This window comes from Pseudomonas sp. R3-41, from assembly GCF_054161485.1.
Window position 1 is genome coordinate 6,243,291 of sequence record NZ_CP096421.1, and the last position, 18,161, is coordinate 6,261,451.

At 61.6% G+C, this 18,161-nt stretch carries 16 protein-coding genes; 5 read left to right on the forward strand and 11 right to left on the reverse strand.

Features of this window, described 5'->3' with window-relative positions:
• Window positions 1-373 precede the first annotated feature (373 nt).
• The 7 genes from M1D99_RS26975 to amaB form a co-directional block, all read right to left on the reverse strand.
• A complete protein-coding gene (locus M1D99_RS26975) occupies window positions 374-1,090 on the reverse strand; it encodes an ABC transporter ATP-binding protein (protein ID WP_018606262.1) in 717 nt (238 codons plus the stop codon).
• Complete coding sequence (locus M1D99_RS26980; RefSeq protein WP_434572714.1) at window positions 1,087-1,959, reverse strand: ABC transporter ATP-binding protein; 873 nt, start codon at window positions 1,957-1,959, stop codon at window positions 1,087-1,089. Before M1D99_RS26980 ends, M1D99_RS26975 begins: the two co-directional genes overlap by 4 nt.
• On the reverse strand, window positions 1,956-3,236 hold the full coding sequence (livM, locus tag M1D99_RS26985; protein ID WP_186707824.1) for a high-affinity branched-chain amino acid ABC transporter permease LivM: 1,281 nt from the start codon (window positions 3,234-3,236) through the stop codon (window positions 1,956-1,958). Before livM ends, M1D99_RS26980 begins: the two co-directional genes overlap by 4 nt.
• A gap of 2 nt (window positions 3,237-3,238) precedes the next feature.
• Window positions 3,239-4,153, reverse strand: coding sequence for an ABC transporter permease subunit (locus M1D99_RS26990; protein WP_053117953.1), 915 nt, complete (start codon window positions 4,151-4,153; stop codon window positions 3,239-3,241).
• A gap of 253 nt (window positions 4,154-4,406) precedes the next feature.
• The gene (locus tag M1D99_RS26995; RefSeq protein ID WP_186707826.1) at window positions 4,407-5,543 is read right to left on the reverse strand and encodes a branched-chain amino acid ABC transporter substrate-binding protein; all 1,137 of its coding nucleotides are present in this window, start codon (window positions 5,541-5,543) and stop codon (window positions 4,407-4,409) included.
• A gap of 370 nt (window positions 5,544-5,913) precedes the next feature.
• Complete coding sequence (gene amaA, locus M1D99_RS27000; RefSeq protein ID WP_434572717.1) at window positions 5,914-7,197, reverse strand: L-pipecolate oxidase; 1,284 nt, start codon at window positions 7,195-7,197, stop codon at window positions 5,914-5,916.
• Between the two features lie 158 nt (window positions 7,198-7,355).
• Complete coding sequence (gene amaB, locus M1D99_RS27005; protein ID WP_434572719.1) at window positions 7,356-8,846, reverse strand: L-piperidine-6-carboxylate dehydrogenase; 1,491 nt, start codon at window positions 8,844-8,846, stop codon at window positions 7,356-7,358.
• Window positions 8,847-9,025: 179 nt separating this feature from the next.
• On the opposite strand from amaB, the gene M1D99_RS27010 reads away from it, so the two are divergent.
• The 3 genes from M1D99_RS27010 (at window position 9,026) to nadE (ending at window position 12,240) form a co-directional block, all read left to right on the forward strand.
• On the forward strand, window positions 9,026-9,934 hold the full coding sequence (locus M1D99_RS27010; protein ID WP_411386352.1) for a LysR family transcriptional regulator: 909 nt from the start codon (window positions 9,026-9,028) through the stop codon (window positions 9,932-9,934).
• A 247-nt stretch (window positions 9,935-10,181) separates the two neighbouring features.
• Window positions 10,182-11,408 (forward strand): nicotinate phosphoribosyltransferase, encoded by a 1,227-nt coding sequence (gene pncB, locus M1D99_RS27015; RefSeq protein WP_186707835.1) that lies wholly within the window; start codon window positions 10,182-10,184, stop codon window positions 11,406-11,408.
• Window positions 11,409-11,412: 4 nt separating this feature from the next.
• A complete protein-coding gene (nadE, locus tag M1D99_RS27020; RefSeq protein ID WP_458131058.1) occupies window positions 11,413-12,240 on the forward strand; it encodes an ammonia-dependent NAD(+) synthetase in 828 nt (275 codons plus the stop codon).
• A gap of 262 nt (window positions 12,241-12,502) precedes the next feature.
• On the opposite strand, the gene azu is transcribed toward nadE, so the two are convergent.
• Entirely contained in the window at window positions 12,503-12,949 is a 447-nt protein-coding gene (gene azu / locus M1D99_RS27025) for an azurin (protein WP_458131059.1), read from the reverse strand.
• A 341-nt stretch (window positions 12,950-13,290) separates the two neighbouring features.
• On the opposite strand from azu, the gene M1D99_RS27030 reads away from it, so the two are divergent.
• Both M1D99_RS27030 and M1D99_RS27035 read left to right on the forward strand, forming a co-directional pair.
• A complete protein-coding gene (locus tag M1D99_RS27030; protein ID WP_458131060.1) occupies window positions 13,291-13,878 on the forward strand; it encodes an LOG family protein in 588 nt (195 codons plus the stop codon).
• 68 nt (window positions 13,879-13,946) lie between these two features.
• Window positions 13,947-14,132 carry a hypothetical protein gene (locus tag M1D99_RS27035; RefSeq protein ID WP_186707843.1) on the forward strand — a complete coding sequence of 62 codons (186 nt, stop codon included), beginning with the start codon at window positions 13,947-13,949 and terminating at the stop codon, window positions 14,130-14,132.
• 73 nt (window positions 14,133-14,205) lie between these two features.
• On the opposite strand, the gene M1D99_RS27040 is transcribed toward M1D99_RS27035, so the two are convergent.
• From M1D99_RS27040 to M1D99_RS27050, 3 genes are all read right to left on the reverse strand, one after another.
• A complete protein-coding gene (locus tag M1D99_RS27040) occupies window positions 14,206-14,583 on the reverse strand; it encodes an NUDIX hydrolase (RefSeq protein WP_434572726.1) in 378 nt (125 codons plus the stop codon).
• Window positions 14,584-14,732: 149 nt separating this feature from the next.
• Window positions 14,733-15,626: a transglutaminase family protein gene (locus M1D99_RS27045; RefSeq protein WP_434572728.1), complete on the reverse strand. Its 894-nt coding sequence runs from the start codon at window positions 15,624-15,626 to the stop codon at window positions 14,733-14,735.
• Window positions 15,626-18,112, reverse strand: coding sequence for a circularly permuted type 2 ATP-grasp protein (locus tag M1D99_RS27050; protein ID WP_186707849.1), 2,487 nt, complete (start codon window positions 18,110-18,112; stop codon window positions 15,626-15,628). The genes M1D99_RS27045 and M1D99_RS27050 overlap by 1 nt, the downstream gene beginning before the upstream one ends.
• Between the last annotated feature and the right edge of the window lie 49 nt (window positions 18,113-18,161).

The following is an 18,161-nucleotide window of genomic DNA, read 5'->3' on the forward strand; positions in this document are numbered from 1 at the left end:
ACGCCTGATCAAAAAACGATCACAGCCCTGCAAGCCACGTAATCAAAGGCTTTCAGCCAGCTACTCCCACGTTACCCACAGCCAGTTCCACAGCAAACGGGGACAAGTCAAAACCGTGACAAAACAACTGTTTGCGGCGACTTTATGTCGCGGTTTCGCAGGGGCTCAGGATTGTTGTCCACAATTCCTGAAACCATACAAATTCCCCCTGTGGGAGCGGGCTTGCTCGCGAACGCGGCGTGTCAGTCGACATCAATATGTCTGATCCACCGCTTTCGCGAGCAAGCCCGCTCCCACAGAGGGATGGTGGTGTTTGGGAGAGATAAAAAAACCGGCGATTCACTCGCCGGTTTTTTTCATTGCTTCAACCGCCTCAATGCCCACCCAGGTACGCGTTGCGCACCTCTTCGTTGGCGAGCAGTTCCTTGCCGGTGCCGGTCAGGCGGATTTCACCATTGACCATCACATAAGCCCGGTCCGACAGCCTGAGGGCGTGGTTGGCGTTCTGTTCCACTAGGAAAATGGTCATCCCGGTGGAGGCCAGTTCACGCAGGGTGGCGAAGATCTGTTTCACCACGATCGGCGCCAACCCCAGGCTCGGCTCATCGAGCAACAACAACTTCGGCCGGCTCATCAATGCCCGGGCGATGGCGAGCATTTGCTGCTCGCCGCCGGACATGGTCATGGCCCGCTGGTTGCGGCGCTCCTTGAGCCGCGGGAACAGCTCGAACATGCGTTGCATGTCTTCGCTGGCGTATTTGTCACCGATGGGAATGGTGCCCATCAGCAGGTTTTCCTCGACCGTCATGTCGGGGAAAACCCGCCGCCCTTCTGGCGACTGCGCGATGCCGTTGGAGGCGATGTAGTGGGAGGACTTGTGGGTGATGTCCACGCCCTGGTAGATGATCTGCCCACCCGCCGCGCGGGGCTGGCCAAAGATCGACATCAACAGCGTGGACTTGCCGGCACCGTTGGAGCCGATCAAGCTCACGGTCTCGCCTTCGCCAATGTGCATCGAGACTTTCTTCAGGGCCTGGATCGGCCCGTAGAACACGTCCAACTCCTTGAGTTCGAGGATAGGTCCACTCATACCAGTTCCTCTTCGTCGGCACCCAGGTAGGCCGCGATCACCTTCGGATCGTTGCGAATCGCCTCGGGACCACCCTCGGCGATCACGTTGCCGTGGTCCAGCACCACGATGTGGTCGGAAATGCTCATTACCATGCCCATGTCGTGTTCGATCAGCACCACGGTCAGATCATGCTCATCGCGCAGCAGCCGGATCATCGCGCTCAGCGCTTCGGTTTCCTGAGGGTTGAGGCCGGCGGCCGGTTCGTCGAGGCAGATGATCTGTGGGCGCGTGCACATGGCCCTGGCGATTTCCAGGCGGCGTTGCTGGCCGTAGGAAAGCTCGCCCGCCAGACGGTTGGCGCAATCCACCAGGTCCACCACTTCCAGCCAATAGAACGCATGGTCCAGGGCGTCGCTTTCGGCCTTGCGATAGCCCTTGGTGTTGAGGATGCCCGCCACCAGGCTGCGGTTGATCCACATGTGCTGGGCCACCAGCAGGTTTTCCAGCACCGACATTTCCTTGAACAAACGAATGTTCTGGAAGGTACGCGCCAGGCCGGCGCGGTTCACCAGGTGGGTGCCGCCGAACATCTTGTAGTACAGCCGGCTGGCGAAGGATTTCGGCGAGACGAAGTCGGTCGGGCGGAACGCTTCGCCCAACAACTTGATGACGTTGGTCTGCTCGCCGCGCACGTTGAGTTCAATCTTGCCGCCCGAAGCCTTGTAGAAACCGGTCAGGCAGTTGAACACCGTGGTCTTGCCCGCACCGTTGGGGCCGATTAGCGCGAAGATCGAGTTGCGCTTGACCTGCAGGCTGACATCGCTGAGGGCCTTGATGCCACCGAACTGCATCATCAGGTTTTCAACTTTGAGTACGACTTCGCTCATGGCGCTACCCCCTTGCGCGGCGTCACACCGGTACGGCTGATACGGATCAAGCCGCGCGGGCGCCAGATCATCATCAACACCATCAGTACGCCGAACAGCAGCACCCGGTATTCAGAGAAACTGCGCAAAAGCTCCGGCGCCACGGTGAGCACGAAGGCGGCAATCACCACGCCGACCGTCGACCCCATGCCGCCCAGCACCACGATCGCCAGGATCAACGCCGACTCGAAGAAGGTGAACGACGATGGGTTGACGAAGCCCTGGTAACTGGCGAAGAACACCCCGGCCAGGCCAGCCGTGGACGCGCCGATGGTGAAGGCCGAGAGCTTGACCAGCACATGGTTCAGGCCCATGGAGCGGCAGGCGATCTCATCCTCGCGCAGGGCTTCCCAGGCACGTCCGACCGGCATGCGGGTCAGGCGATGCTTGATGTAGAGCACCAGCAATACCGTGATGAACAGCACGATGTAGATGAACAGGAATTTGATGTTGGGGTTGTAGTCGAGGCCGAAGAACTCATGGAACGGCACCCCGCCATCTTTCGCTCGCCGGCCGAACTCCAGGCCGAAAAAGGTTGGCGACGGCACGGGCATGCCATTCGGCCCGCCAGTGAACGACAGCCAGTTGTTCAGCACCAACCGGATGATCTCACCGAACCCCAGGGTCACGATGGCCAGGTAGTCACCGTGCATTCGTAACACCGGGAATCCCAATATGCACCCCGCCATCGCCGCCGCGATGGCCGCCAGCGGCAATACGGTCCAGAAACCCAGCCCCAGGTATTGGTAGCCCAGCGCCAGGCCATAGGCACCGATGGCATAGAACGCCACGTAACCCAGGTCGAGCAGCCCCGCCAGGCCGACCACGATGTTCAGGCCCAGGCCCAGCAACACGTAGATCAGGCCGAGAATGACCACGGTGAGCACGTATTTGTTGGCGAAGAACGGAAACACGATGGCAATCACGATCAGCGCCGGGATGATCCAGCGCAGGCGCGACTTGTAGTCCGGCGGCAGCACATGCACGCCGGAGCCGGTGCTTTCGAAGCCCTGGAGAATCTTCAGTCCCTTGGGGGTTTGCAGGAACAGGCTCAAGGCAAAACGGCCGATCATCACGATCGCCACCAACCAGCCGACCCGGGCCGGTTGAAGGTTGAAGCTGTAGCCGTCGAGCACCACGCCGACAATCGGCCCGAACACGATCAGCGAGATCAGGCCGGCCAGGATCGCGTCGATGACGCTCTGTTTGATATCAAGCGGTTTATTGGCAGCAGACATACTTATACCTTCGCCACGAGTGGGCGACCCAGCAGGCCTTGGGGACGGAAGATCAGGATCAGCACCAGCAGCGAGAAACTGAACACGTCTTTGTAGTCAGAGTTGATCAGACCGGAGAACAGCGACTCGGAGATCCCGAGGATGATCCCGCCGAGCATCGCCCCAGGCAGGGAGCCAATGCCGCCGAGTACCGCTGCGGTGAACGCCTTGATGCCGATGATGAAGCCGGCATAGAAGTCGAACGTGCCGTAGTTCATGGTGATCAGCACGCCGGCCAGGGCCGCCATGGCTGCACCGATGATGAAAACGTAGGAAATCACCCGGTCGGTGTTGATCCCCAGGATCGAGGCCATCTTGCGGTCTTGCTGGGTGGCGCGGCACATGCGCCCGAGCTTGGTGTATTTGATGATGTAGGTCAGCGCGGCCATCCCGGCGAACGCAGCGACCAGGATGAAAATCTTGGTGTAGGTGAGCTGGACGAAACCGCTGCCGATGTCGACGCGCATGGCGCCTTCGAGCAGCGTCGGGATCCCTTGTTGGCGGGCGCCCTGGCTGATTTGTGCATAGTTCTGCAAGATCAGCGAGATGCCGATGGCACTGATCAGCGGTGCCAGCCGGGTGGAGTTGCGCAGGGGTTTGTAGGCGACGCGTTCGATGACCCAGCCGTATACGCCGGTGACCACGACCGTGAACACGAGGGTGCCAAGGATCATTAGCGGAAAGGATTCAATACCGAAGTAAGCCAGCAGAGCCAGACTGATTGCCGCGAGGTAAGCGGAAATCATGTAAACCTCGCCATGGGCGAAGTTGATCATGCCGATGATGCCGTAGACCATTGTGTAGCCTATGGCGATCAGACCATAGACCGACCCGAGGGTCAGGCCATTGATCAGTTGCTGCAGGAAAATACCATCCATAACGCAATCTCACGCAGTGAGACAGCACATCCCGGGGACGCGACGACGGGTTCGAAGCCCAGCGCCAAAGGATGTGCGGCTCGTAGAAAAAAACAGACGGGCCTTTGGCTAATGCCAATCAGGACAGGGTGAACACAGTCTCCGTGGCGAGGGAGCTTGCTCCCGCTGGACTGCGCAGCAGTCCCCTTTTTGGGGCCGCTACGCGCCCCAGCGGGAGCAAGCTCCCTCGCCACAGGCTAGTCATCCCTTCAAATTACTTCTGTTTTTCCAACTGGTGGTATTTGCCGTCCTTGTCCCACTGGTAGACCACGTAGTCGGAGACTTTCAGATCGCCCTTGGTGTCCCACTCCTTCTTGCCCATCACGGTCTGGACAGGGTTGGCCTTGAGCCACTTGGCCGCATCCTCGCCTTTGTTGGACTTGGCGCCGTTGAAGCCGGCGGCCAGGGCCTGGACCGAAGCGTAGGCGTACAGGGTGTAGCCTTCAGGCTCGGTGCCATTCTTGCGGAACTCCTCGACCACGACCTTGCTGTCTGGCAGCAGGCGCGGGTCGGCGCCGAAGGTCATGTACACGCCATCGACGTATTGCGCGCCGCCAGCGGTGGTGACCAGTTCGTCGGTAACGATGCCGTCATCGGACATGAACTTCACATCCTTGAGGCCTTGCTCACGCAACTGGCGAACCAGCGGGCCGGCTTCTGGGTGCAGGCCACCGAAGTAGACCACGTCGGCGCCAGCCCCACGGATCTTGGTGACCACGGCGCTGAAGTCTTTCTCGCCACGGGTCAGGCCTTCGTACAGCACCGGGGTCACGCCGCGCTTGATCAGTTGTGCCTTGGTGGCATCCGCCAGGCCTTGGCCATAGGTGTCCTTGTCATGCAGGACAACGACTTTCTTGCCCTTGAGCACGTCGACGATGTAGTCGCCGGCCACGATGCCCTGCTGGTCGTCACGACCGCACATGCGGAACATCGCGCTGAGGCCGCGCTCGGTCACGGCCGGGTTGGTCGAGCCGGGGGTGATGGCGATGATGCCGGCTTCGTCGTAGACCTCGGAGGCCGGGATGGTGTTGGACGAGCAGAAGTGCCCGACCACGCCGATCACCTTGTCCTGGTCAACCAAGCGGTTGGCCACGGCCACGGCCTGCTTGGGCTCGCAAGCATCGTCGCCGGCAACCAGTACGATCTTCTCGCCATTGACGCCACCTGCTTTGTTGATGACATCGGCCGCTGCCTGCGCACCCTTCATGTACTGCTCGCCAAATGCAGCGTTGGCGCCGGTCATCGGCCCCGCCACACCAAATTTCACATCAGCTTGAGCAAACGCAGAAACACCCAATGCAGCTGCCACTGCGAGGGCCAGGAAACCTTTCTTGTAAAACGTCTGGGACATGAGGTGGTGCTCCAAGGTTTTTTTTAGTTGGCACTGCGACTTCATTTCACTGAAAAGCTCAGAGCAAGGGCCGTGCCATCGGTTTTTTATTCTGAAAAAAGTCGCTGCTTTATTGTTATTTCGACTGTTTCGAGCCCTTTTTCATGGGGCGTGCAACCGTCTAAACCGCACGAGGTGCAACCTTTTATTTAAATGGGTGAAACCCTCCGTGAGCCATCATTGCAACCATCACACGAAACGGCGTGCAACCACTGTGTAACAACCCACGTCACCGAACTGCACACTGTCGGTGCGCGACTGCTACAAGCCGCACCATAACAGGCTAGACGCTACGCCGGAAAACGCGGGTTCCAGCAACAATTTTCAACACTCAAATGACGATCCGCAGGCACTGGCCCGCGTGATACAGCGAAAAACCGGCCTCATACAGGCAACTGCGCAACCCCACCCCGGCCAGTGGCTGCATGGGCGCGAACGGGATCGGCAGGGCCTGGGCGTTACCATGGCAGAGGTAATCGGCGAACGCCTTGCCGACCACCGTACCGGTGGTCACGCCTCGGCCGTTGTAGCCGGTCACGGCCACCAGCCCGGGGGCCGGCTCGAACAGGCGCATCAGATGATCGGGGGTGAAGGCGATGCAACCGGTCCAGGTGCATTCCCACTCCACCGGCTTGAGATAAGGAAAATAGTGTTGCTGTACTCGGTCGGCCCAGGCCTTGAGGAACCAGGTCGGCTTGCGGTTGCCGTTGCCCAGGCTGCCCAGCAGCAAGCGGCCGTCCTTGTCCCGGCGGATGCTGCTCAGCACCTGGCGGGTATCCCACGAACCCTGGCCGCCTGGCAGGATGCGGCGGGCGGCCTCGTCGGTCAGCGGGACCGAGGCGACCTGATAGTAATAGCCAGGGAAAAAATTGCGCCGCAGCTCGGTCCAGTCGCCCTCGGTGTAGGCGTTGGAGGCAATCACCACCTGCTCGGCCAGCACCGAACCCTGGGCGGTTTGCACCGACCAGCGCTGGCCTTGGCGTTCCAGGCGGGTCACCGGGGAATGGTCGAACAACTGGCCGCCCAGGTCCGTTGCGGCCTTGGCCAACCCGCTGGTGTAGGCCATCGGGTTGAGCGTGCCGGCGCGGCGGTCGAGTAATGCCGCAGCGATTTTCGAGGTGCCGGTCGCCTCCGCGCAGGCCTGGCCGGTGAGCAACTCCACCGGGGCGCCACGGCGTTTCCATTGTGCTTCGCGACTGCGCAGGTCGGCCTCGCCCCGGGCGTTATGGGCCATGTGCAGGGTGCCTTCGCGACGCAACTGGCAATCGATGCTGTATTTATCGATGAGACTGAACACCAAGGCTGGCGCAGCCCCCAGCATGCGGTTGAGCTGGCTGCCCACCGCCTCGCCGAACCCGGCCTCGATGTCATCCGGCGGGATCCACAGCCCGGCGTTCACCAGGCCGACGTTGCGTCCCGACCCGCCCTGCCCGGCCCGATGGGCTTCCAGCACAGCCACGCGCTTGCCTTGTTCGAGCAAGTGCACCGCCGCCGACAGCCCGGTGAAGCCTGCGCCGATCACACAGACATCCACCGTGATTTCACCGGTGAGCGCCGTGTTTTCAGGCCTTTGCGGCGTCAGTTTTTCCCACAGACATTCTTCGCGTAACGGCATTGCCAGACTCCAAAAAAGAAACCTAACCACTACACCATTCCATTTGTGGGAGCGGGCTTGCTCGCGAAGGCAGTGGGCCTGTCGACACTAATGTTGAGTGACAGTCCGCTTTCGCGAGCAAGCCCGCTCCCACATGGGATCACCGCTTGGCTCAAGCCTTAATCGAAGGTAATCCCCTGCGCCAACGGCAACTCCAGCGAGTAATTCACGGTGTTGGTCTGGCGGCGCATGTAGCCGCGCCAGGCGTCGGAGCCGGATTCGCGACCGCCGCCGGTTTCTTTTTCGCCGCCGAACGCGCCGCCGATTTCCGCGCCGCTCGGGCCGATGTTGACGTTGGCGATGCCACAGTCGCTGCCCACGGCCGACATGAACTGCTCGGCTTCACGCACGTCGGTGGTGAAGATGCAGGACGACAGGCCTTGGGGCACGGCATTGTTCAAGTGCAGGGCCTCGGCAAAGTCCTTGTAGCCGACCACATACAGGATCGGCGCGAAGGTTTCATGGCGCACCACATCACTCTGCTCGGGCATCTCGACGATGGCCGGCGAGACGTAATAGGCATTCGGGAATTGGTCTTCAAGCTGGCGCTTGCCACCAAACACACGACCGCCTTCGCTCAAGGCCTGCTCCAGCGCGTCCTGCATGCCCTCGAAGCTGTGCTTGTCGATCAGCGGCCCGACCAGGTTGCCTTCCAGCGGATGGCCAATGCGCACTTTCGAATAGGCGGCCTTGAGGCGGGTGACGATCTCTTCCTTCACCGACTCATGGGCAATCAGGCGACGCAGGGTGGTGCAACGCTGGCCGGCGGTGCCGACGGCGCTGAACAGGATGGCGCGCACGGCCATGTCCAGGTCGGCGCTCGGCGCCAGGATCATGGCGTTGTTGCCGCCCAGCTCCAGGATGCTGCGGGCGAAACGCGCAGCGACTTTCGGCGCCACTTCACGGCCCATGCGGGTGCTGCCGGTGGCGCTGATCAACGCCACGCGCGGGTCATCCACCAGGGCTTCACCGGCATCGCGGCCGCCGATGATCACCTGGCTCAGGTACGGTGGCGCGTCGCTGAAGTTCTCCAGCACGCGCTCGAACAGCGCCTGGCACGCCAGGGCGGTGAGCGGAGTCTTTTCCGAGGGTTTCCAGATCACCGAGTTGCCGCAGACCAGGGCCAGCGTGGTGTTCCAGGCCCAGACCGCGACGGGGAAGTTGAAGGCACTGATCACCCCGACCACGCCCAGCGGATGCCAGGATTCACGCATGTGGTGGCCCGGGCGTTCGGAGGCGATGGTCAAACCGTACAACTGGCGGGACAGGCCGACGGCGAAGTCGCAGATATCGATCATCTCTTGCACTTCACCCAGGCCTTCCTGGGTGATCTTGCCGGCTTCCCAGGACACCAGTTCGCCGAGATCGGCCTTGTATTCACGCAACAGATCGCCGAATTGACGCACCAGCTCGCCGCGACGCGGGGCCGGCACCTTGCGCCACAGGTCGAAGGCATGCTCGGCACGGCTGACCTGCTGCTCGACCTCAGCGGCGCCTTCCCAGTTCACGGCACCGATACGACTGCCATCGATAGGCGAATGCACCGGCTGTGCGCCGCCCTGGTACAAGGCCGGATTGACGCCCAGACGATCAAGCAATGCAGCAACCATGGGTAACTCCTCTAAACGAGCGATAAAAGATTGGCAGGCGGGCAATTACCCTCTGCTCAGGCCTCTAGTTTTAGCTGGCTCGAGTCTTGCCAACAAACGACCATTAAGCGAGATATCATTCCGTTTATTCATGCTGCCCCTGACTCGATTTATAGAGCAACAAGAAAAAGGCCCTCGTCATGCTCAATAAGCGCTATTTACCGTCGATCACCGCCCTCCAGTGCTTCGAAGCCGTGACCCGCCACCTGAGCTTTACCCGTGCCGCCGAAGAGCTTCACCTGACCCAGAGTGCCGTCAGCAAACAGGTCGCCCAGCTCGAGGAATTGTTGCAGCACCTGCTGTTCCGGCGCGTGCGCCGTCGCTTGCAGCTGACACCGGCCGGGGATTTGTATCTGGGGGAAGTACGAAAAATCCTCACCCAGGTGGAGATGTCTACCCATTACCTGCGGTCCTACGGTGGCGACACCGAAGTCCTGCGTGTTTCCACGCCCCCGACCTTTGGGGCTCGCTGGCTGGTCCCGCGCCTGAAAGGCTGGCGCCTGCGTCATCCGAAAATTCATCTGGACCTGTGCAGCGAGCAGGAAGCCGACGACTTGCAGCAGGGGCGCAGCGACCTGGCGTTCTACTTCGGCCAGGGTTCACGTCCCGGCACCGAGTCCCTGAGACTGTTCGACGAGGAGCTGGTGCCAGTCTGCGCGCCCGGCAGCCTACCCGGCCAGCCCTTCACCGACCCGACCCAATTGGCCGAGTTGGTGCTGCTGCAAAACGCCTCGCGACCCCAGGCCTGGCACGACTGGTTCGACAGCCAGGGCTACCACACCGAACACAGCTACCACGGCCCGCGTTTCGAAACCTTCTACATGTGCATTCGCGCCGCCCAGGTCGGCTGTGGCGTCGCCCTGCTGCCACGGTTCCTGGTGGAAGAAGAACTGGCCGACGGCAAGCTGGTCATCCCCTGGCCCCACGCGATGCCCAGCACCAGCGCCTATTACCTGGCCTATCCGGAGCATTCGGCGGAAGTACCCAAGGTGCGGCTTTTCGTGGAGTGGATGCTGGAGCAGATCGCCAGCCCGGAGGTACCGCAATAACGGCACCCCACACAAAACCCGTGGCGAGGGAGCTTGCTCCCGCTCGGGTGCGAAGCACCCGCAAAAAAAGGGGAGCGCTTCGCACTCCAGCGGGAGCAAGCTCCCTCGCCACAGTAAGCGCGCTCCCGCAAAGGTCTGAGGACTGTTAAAAAATCGCTGGCAAAACCCACCACGGTTATGCGCCACTAGCCGTTCACTGAACTGCCGAACTTCGCTGCCCACGGCTGCGGCCTGTCTGGAGAACCCTATGAGCGAGAGCGTATTTGCCGATCGTATCGTGCAGAACCTGCTCGACACCGACTTCTACAAACTGACGATGATGCAGGCGGTGCTGCACAACTACCCCAACGTCGAAGTCGAGTGGGAGTTCCGTTGCCGCAACAGCGAAGACCTGCGTCCGTACCTGGCGGAGATCCGCTTCCAGATCGAGCGCTTGGCGGAGTTGAACCTGAGCGCCGACCAGCTCGGTTTCCTGGAGCGCATCAGCTTCCTCAAGCCGGATTTCCTGCGGTTCCTGGGGCTGTTTCGCTTCAACCTGCGCTACGTGCACACCGGCATCGACAACGGCGAGCTGTTCATCCGCCTGCGCGGACCGTGGCTGCATGTGATCCTGTTCGAAGTGCCGCTGTTGGCCATCGTCAGCGAAGTGCGCAATCGCTATCGCTACCGTGAAGTCGTCCTGGAACAGACCCGCGAGCAGCTGTACCGCAAGTTCGACTGGTTGAGCGCCAACGCCAGCGCCGATGAGCTGTCCGAGCTGCAAGTCGCGGACTTCGGCACCCGTCGTCGGTTTTCCTTCCGCGTTCAGGAAGAAGTGGTCAACGTCCTCAAGCACGATTTTCCCGGGCGTTTCGTCGGCACCAGTAACGTCCACCTGTCCCGGGAACTGGACATGAAACCCCTCGGCACCATGGCCCACGAGTGGATCATGGCCCATCAGCAACTGGGCCCGCGGTTGATCGACAGCCAGATCGCCGCCCTCGATTGCTGGGTGCGTGAATACCGAGGCCTGCTGGGTATCGCACTCACCGATTGCATCACCATGGACGCCTTCCTCAAGGATTTCGATCTGTTCTTCGCCAAGCTGTTCGACGGCTTGCGCCATGACTCGGGCGACCCGGTGATCTGGGCTGAAAAAGCCATTGCCCACTACCACAAGCTCGGCATCGACCCGATGAGCAAGACCCTGGTGTTCTCCGATAGCCTGACATTGCCCAAATGCCTGGAGATTTTTCGGGCGTTGCGTGGTCGCATTAATGTCAGCTTCGGTATCGGCACCCACCTGACTTGCGACATCCCGGGTGTCGAGCCCATGAGCATCGTGCTTAAAATGATCAGCTGTGCCGGGCAACCCGTGGCCAAGATTTCCGATGAGCCCGGCAAGACCCACTGCAAGGACCCGAATTTCGTCGCCTACATGCGACACGTTTTCCAAGTACCTGCCGCCCTTTCAGACGCATCAAGCAAGGAGTGAATTCATGCAAGCCGTACAGCGTGAGATTGCTGAACAGCTCAAGGTCCAGCCACCGTTCGCCAATGACGCCGCCCTCAAGGCCGAAATCGCCCGGCGAGTGAGCTTTATCCAGGATTGCCTGGTCAATTCCGGGCTCAAGTCCCTCGTGCTGGGCATCAGCGGGGGCGTCGACTCGCTGACCGCCGGGCTGCTGGCCCAACGCGCCATGCGCGAACTGCGGGAGAAAACCGGCAACGCGGCCTACAAGTTCATCGCCGTGCGCCTGCCGTACGAAACCCAGTTCGACGAACATGAAGCCCAGGCCTGCGTGGACTTCATCGACCCGGACGAGCGCCATACCGTCAACATCGGCCCGGCGGTCAAGGCCTTGGCCGAGCAAGTCGCGGCGTTCGAGGGCAAGGCGGCGGTGTCGCGGGATTTCGTGCTGGGCAATACCAAGGCGCGGATGCGCATGGTGGCGCAGTACACCATCGCCGGCGCTGAGCAGGGCCTGGTGATCGGCACTGACCATGCGGCTGAAGCGGTCATGGGTTTTTTCACCAAGTTCGGTGACGGCGCCTGCGACCTGGCTCCGTTGAGCGGCCTGGTGAAAAACCAGGTCAGGGCCATCGCCCGGGATTTTGGCGCGCCGGAATCGCTGGTGGAAAAAGTCCCCACCGCCGACCTTGAAGACCTGTCGCCCGGCAAGCCGGATGAAGCCTCCCACGGCGTGACCTACGCCGAGATCGATGCGTTCCTGCACGGCCAACCGATTCGCGAAGAGGCGGCAAAAATCATTTGTGATACCTATCGCAAGACCGAGCACAAGCGCGTGATGCCGTACGCCCCGTAACCACCGCGACGGTGTGACAATCCCTGTGGGAGCGAGCCTGCTCGCGAAGGCGTCGCATCAGCGACATCATTGCTGACTGACACACCGCTTTCGCGAGCAGGCTCGCTCCCACAGGGGGCTTCATCGAATACAAGAGTTGTGTCGGATCAAGTTTAAAATGTGGGAGCGGGCTTGCTCGCGATAGCGATGGGTCAGCTTGCATTGATATGGAATGCGCTGACGCCATCGCGAGCAAGCTCGGCTCCCACAGGATAGGCGGTGGTTACTTCAGGGTAACGGTGCCCTTCATCATCGAGATGTGGCCCGGGAACGAGCAGAAGAAGCCGTACTTCTCGGAAGCACTGAGTTTCGACACGTCGAAGGTCACCGAGTCGGTTTCCTTGGCCCCAATGAGTTTGGTGTGGGCGATGACACGAGCATCACCGTCCTTGAGGTAGTTCTTGTCGATACCGGCGCTCAGACCATCGGTGGCGATCGGCTGCATGTCAGCCTCCTTGCTCAGCACCCAGTTATGGCCCATGACGTTTTTTGGCAAATTGCCCGAGTGCGTCAGCTCAACAGTGAACGTCTTGCAGCTCTTGTCGATCTCGATGGCCTTGGTGCTGAAGGACATCTGGTCGGTCGAGTCGATGGTGGTCTTGCACTCCGCTGCCATCAGTTGGCTGCTGGCCAGTGTCAACAGGGATACTGCTACAAGTTTGGCAAACATCGTGAATCTCCAAGGCATGGTTAACAAAATTCCGTCAAAGGAAAAGACTGCCTGATTTTCCGGCAAGTTCCTATGACCTGAGTCAAAGATTGTATACAACTTAAGCCTATCAGCCTGATGGACAGAATCAACCAGCCAGAAGTATGAGGCGGCCCTATGATCAGGCCCATCATCTTCTGGAGCGATCATCATGAACGTCAACAGCCTGCTGTGCAGCTTGCTCGCCGCCTACGCCTGCGGCGCCAGCGGTACCTACGAAAAGCCCCGGCGCGAGGTTTAAGTCCTTTGCGCAACACAGGCCAGGCTTTACTCTGGCGCGGTGACTGACCACGGAGTAAAGCATGTCCATCGCGTCTGTTTGTGTATTTTGCGGCGCCAGCACTGGCACCACTCCCGCGTATCGTGAAGCGGCGCAGGCCCTCGGCCGCGCCTTGGCGGAACGAAAACTGACCCTGGTCTACGGCGGCGGCGCTGTGGGACTGATGGGGATTGTCGCGGATGCGGCCCTGGCCGCTGGCGGCGAAGTCATCGGCATCATCCCGCAAAGCCTGAAGGACAAGGAGATCGGCCACAGCGGCCTGACCCGCCTGGAAGTGGTGGACGGCATGCACGCCCGCAAGGCGCGCATGGCTGAACTCAGCGATGCCTTCATCGCCCTGCCCGGCGGCCTCGGCACGCTGGAGGAGTTGTTCGAAGTCTGGACGTGGGGCCAGCTCGGCTACCACGGCAAACCGCTGGGGCTGCTGGAAGTGAACGGTTTCTACGGCAAGCTCACCGCTTTTCTCGATCATATCGTCGGCGAAGGCTTCGTCCGCACGCCCCATCGTGACATGCTGCAAGTGAGCGAATCCGCGCAGAACCTGCTCGATGCCCTGGACGAATGGCAACCGTCCGTGCAGCCAAAGTGGGCCGAACAAAAACCCAGCTAACGGCTCGGCCCCGATACAGGGCAGAATATGCGCCGCTCAACCTCACCTTCGACCCCAGAGGATCGCCCATGGCCAAACCCAATTATTCCTTCGCCAAACGTCAGAGAGACTTGGCCAAGGAGCAGAAGAAAGAGGAAAAGCTCCAGCGCAAGAAAGCAACCGCCGATGAAGCAGCACTGAACCCCGATGCCGAGGGTGAAGTGGCGGCAGACGATGATGTCGATGCACCGAAAGATCAGGCTCCCGACGCCTGACTCCTCCAGGGCCCGATGATCCGATCCGGCCCCCCGGTTTTGTGTCCAGGACCGGCAGCCTCGCTGCCGGCCCTCACAACCTCAGCGCCTTGATAATCGACAGGCGATAACCCGCAGGCAGGTTCACCGGCAATTGGTCCGGCGCGAACAGCCCGATCTCCTTGTGCTCATGACTGATGGTCGGCACGAAACCGCCCAGCAACTGGCAGCGGTACGTGGAGATGAAGACGTGCTTGCCGGCAATGACCTCGAACAGGTACGAATCCAGCGGCTCCCCCACACTCACCTCGACCGCCAGCTCCTCGGCGATCTCCCGCGCCAGGCATTGCGGCGCCGTTTCGCCCAGCTCGATCCGCCCGCCGGGCAGCTCCCACTCATCCCGCTCGTTGAGCATCAGCACAACCAGGCCTTCGAGGGATTGCAGCACGCCTTTGATGGATACCGGGAACATAACGGGACTCGCTGTTAATGAGTGTTTCCTGTGGCGAGGGAGCTTGCTCCCGCTGGGCCGCGTAGCGGCCCCCCAGGTATTTGAGCGGTTGCTGCGCAACCAAGCGGGAGCAGGCTCCCTCGCCACAGGTATTTCACTGGGCAATTGATTCATGACTCCAACGGCATCACCGTCACCCGCACTTCGGGATCATGCGTACCGCCCCCCAAGATCACCCCGCGCAACGGCGACACATCGGAAAAATCCCGGCCCCAGGCCAAGGTGATGTGTTCCAGCGCCGGCTGTACGTTATTGGTCGGGTCGAAATCCACCCAACCCAATACCGGGCAATACACCGAGACCCAGGCATGGGACGCATCGGCGCCAATCAGCCGGGGCTGGCCGGGCGGTGGCTGGGTCAGCAGGTAGCCGCTGACGTAACGTGCCGCCAAGCCGCGAGAGCGCACGCAGGCCAGCATCAAGTGGGCGAAGTCCTGGCAAACCCCCCGTCGCCGCTCCAGCACCTCCACCAACGGCGTCGCCACCTGGGTCGCCTCGGCATCGAAGGTGAATTCCTCGAAGATCTTTTCCATCAGCGCTCGAACGCCCATCATCAACGGTCGCCCTGGCGCAAAGCAGCTTTCGGAGAATTCGACGAAGCTGCGCTTGAGGTGCACGTAGGGTGACTCGAAACGGTAACGGCACGCCTCCAGCAATGGCGCCGCCAATGGCCGGCCCGTGTAGGTCAGCGCGTTACAAGTCGACTCCCAGGCCGGGGACAGGTTGAAATCCAGCTCAGGGCGGGCCAGCACCTCGACGCTCAGGCGCGCATTGACCAACAATTCATCATGGGGCCGCTCGAAGGCCAGGCGGGTCAGCGGATTGCCGAACACATCCTGTTCATCGCGCCGGGTCGTCGGTTCCGGACTGATGAGTAACTGCCGCTCAGTACAACGCTGCCAATCACAGGCCCGTGGCCACAGATGGGCAAGCTGCTGGGCCAGGGACACCGGGCTGTCGTAGTGGTAATGGGTGTCGTGGAGAATCTGGTAACGAGCGTTCATCAGACGGACACCGTGCGTTGGCTGACATCATCGACATGGGCGAAATGACGCAAGGCCAGGCGATCGGACACCTGGCCGCTGACATCGGCCACTTCCTGCAACAGGTCGGCCAGCCCATCGAGTGCGGCGCGCAGGCTGGCTTCACCGAACAACGGGTTCTCCAGGCAACGCAGGTCAAAGCGCGACAGGCGTGCGACCAACTCCGGCAAGGCGGTTTCCCGGGGCGCGGCGAAATCATCGTTCAAGCGCTTGAGGGTGCGGGTCACCAGTTTCAATTGGAAAAGCACCGCGTGGGGGTTCTGTTCGTCCAGCAGCAGCAAGTCCAGCACCGGGATCAGCTGGGCCACCGCCAAATAGCGCGAGCGGTAGGTGATGCTGCTGTTACCCAGTTCCAACAACCACTCCAGCCCGGCCTGGTCGAAGACCGCATCGCTGCGAAGGAACGCCGCCAGGCTGCTGCTGAGAAACTGCAGGCGCTCCAGGCGCCGACCGATCATCAGGAAGCGCCAGCCTTCGTCGCGGGTCATGTCGTCCAGGGCGAAGCCGGACAGCGCCGCCAGGGACATCACCAACCGATTGAGGAAGTCCAGCAACTCGCCGAAATCCGCCTCCTCGGTTTCCAGCTCCATGGCTTCGCGCTGCAATTCCACCAGCGCCTGCCAGTTCTCCCGGGACAGCTTGCCGCGCACCTGCGAGGCGGCCCACTGCAAGCGCTGCAGGTTGGAACGCAGGCTGAACGACCAGTCGTCCCCCAGCAGCGCCGCCAGCAAACGCTCGGGCAATTCGCCCTCTTCGGGCAGCAGCATCAGGCTTTCGCCCAAGGCCACCGCCGATTCCAAGGCCTGTGGATCATCGCCGTCGACATAACGCGCCAGCATGATCCGCAGCAACCGCGCGCTGCCATCGCAACGCTCGCAGTAGCGGCCGAACCAGAACAGGTTTTCCACCACCCGCGAAGGCAGATACGGATCACGTCGAACCAGGTCATGAACCCCTACGGTTCGCTGGGCCTTCCATTGTTCACCGCCGGGGGCCTGCTCACTCAGCACCCAGGTGTCCTTGCTGGCGCCGCCGCGCTGCATCGACACCACTTCGGCGTCGGCCTCGGCGGCCACCCGGGTCAGGCCACCCGGCAGGACCCGATAATCGTCTTTCCCGGACACGGCATACATGCGCATGCCGATTGCCCTCGGCTGGATCTGGCCATCTTCGGCCTGCCACACCGGCGCCTGGGACAGCTGCGCCAGTTCCTGGGCGACATAGGCATAGGGCCGTGCCTGCATGCGCGCCGCCAGTTGGGCGCGCTGCGCCTCGCTCAGGTCGCGACCGAACACCGGGCTGAAACTCTGGGAGGGAAACGCCGGCTTGATCAACAAGTGCGGCAATTTTTCCAGGGCCTGGGCCAGCACCGGCGGCTCGCCGCACCACCAGGTGGCGATGGACGGCAGCAGCAGTTCTTCGCCGAACAGGTACTGGTTGATCTTCGGCAGGAACCCCAGCAGGCCCGGCGATTCCAGCACGCCACTGCCCAGGGCATTGGCCACCAGCACCCGGCCCTGGCGCACCGCTTCGAGCAAGCCCGGCACGCCGAGGGCCGAATCGGTGCGCAGCTCCAAGGGGTCGCAGAAATCGTCGTCGAGCCGGCGCATGATGGCATGGACCCGGCGCAGGCCGCTGAGGGTCTTGAGATAGACCGTGGCGTCGCGGACGGTCAGGTCGCCGCCTTCCACCAGCGGATAGCCCAGTTGGCGCGCCAGGTAAAGATGCTCGAAATAGCTTTCGTTGAACCGCCCCGGTGTCAACAGCACCACCAGCGGCGACTCGCCGTCGCTGGGCGCTTGTCGCGCCAGGGTTTCCTGCAAGGTGCGGAAAAAACCGGACAGGTGCCGCACCTTGAGGTCGCGGTACAAGTCGGGGAAGGCGCGGGAAACGATCGTGCGGTTTTCCAGCGCGTACCCGGCCCCCGAAGGCGCCTGGGTCCGGTCCGCCGTGACCCACCAGCGACCATCGGGCGTGCGTGCCAGATCCACCGCGTACAAGTGCAGGAAGCTGCCGTCCGGTGGCGCGATGCCCTGGCAAGGCCAGAGGAAATTGTTGTGCCCGAAGACCAACTCCGCCGGCAACAACCCTTCACTGATCAGCCGCTGCGGCCCATACAGGTCGGCCAGCACCGCATTGAGCAGTCGCGCACGCTGGGCAATCCCAGCTTGCAGATGTTTCCATTCCTGCGGGTCGATCACGTGGGGCAGCAGGTCCAGTTCCCATGGCCGGTCGGCGCCTTTCGGATCGGCGTAGACGTTGTAGGTCACGCCGTTTTCCTGGATCTGCCGGGCCAGCAGGGCCTGACGCTGCAGCAGTTGGGCCGGCGTGCTGCGCTGCAACTGGTCGAACAGCCGCCGCCAGTGCGCACGCACCGCACCGCTGTCGTCCAGCAATTCGTGATAGGTGCCCGTCGTCAGCGGGTAACGGTCAAGCAGGTCAGGCATGGAAAGCTCGGCAGACAGCAATGAAAGGTGAGACTAGCGCAAGCGCATG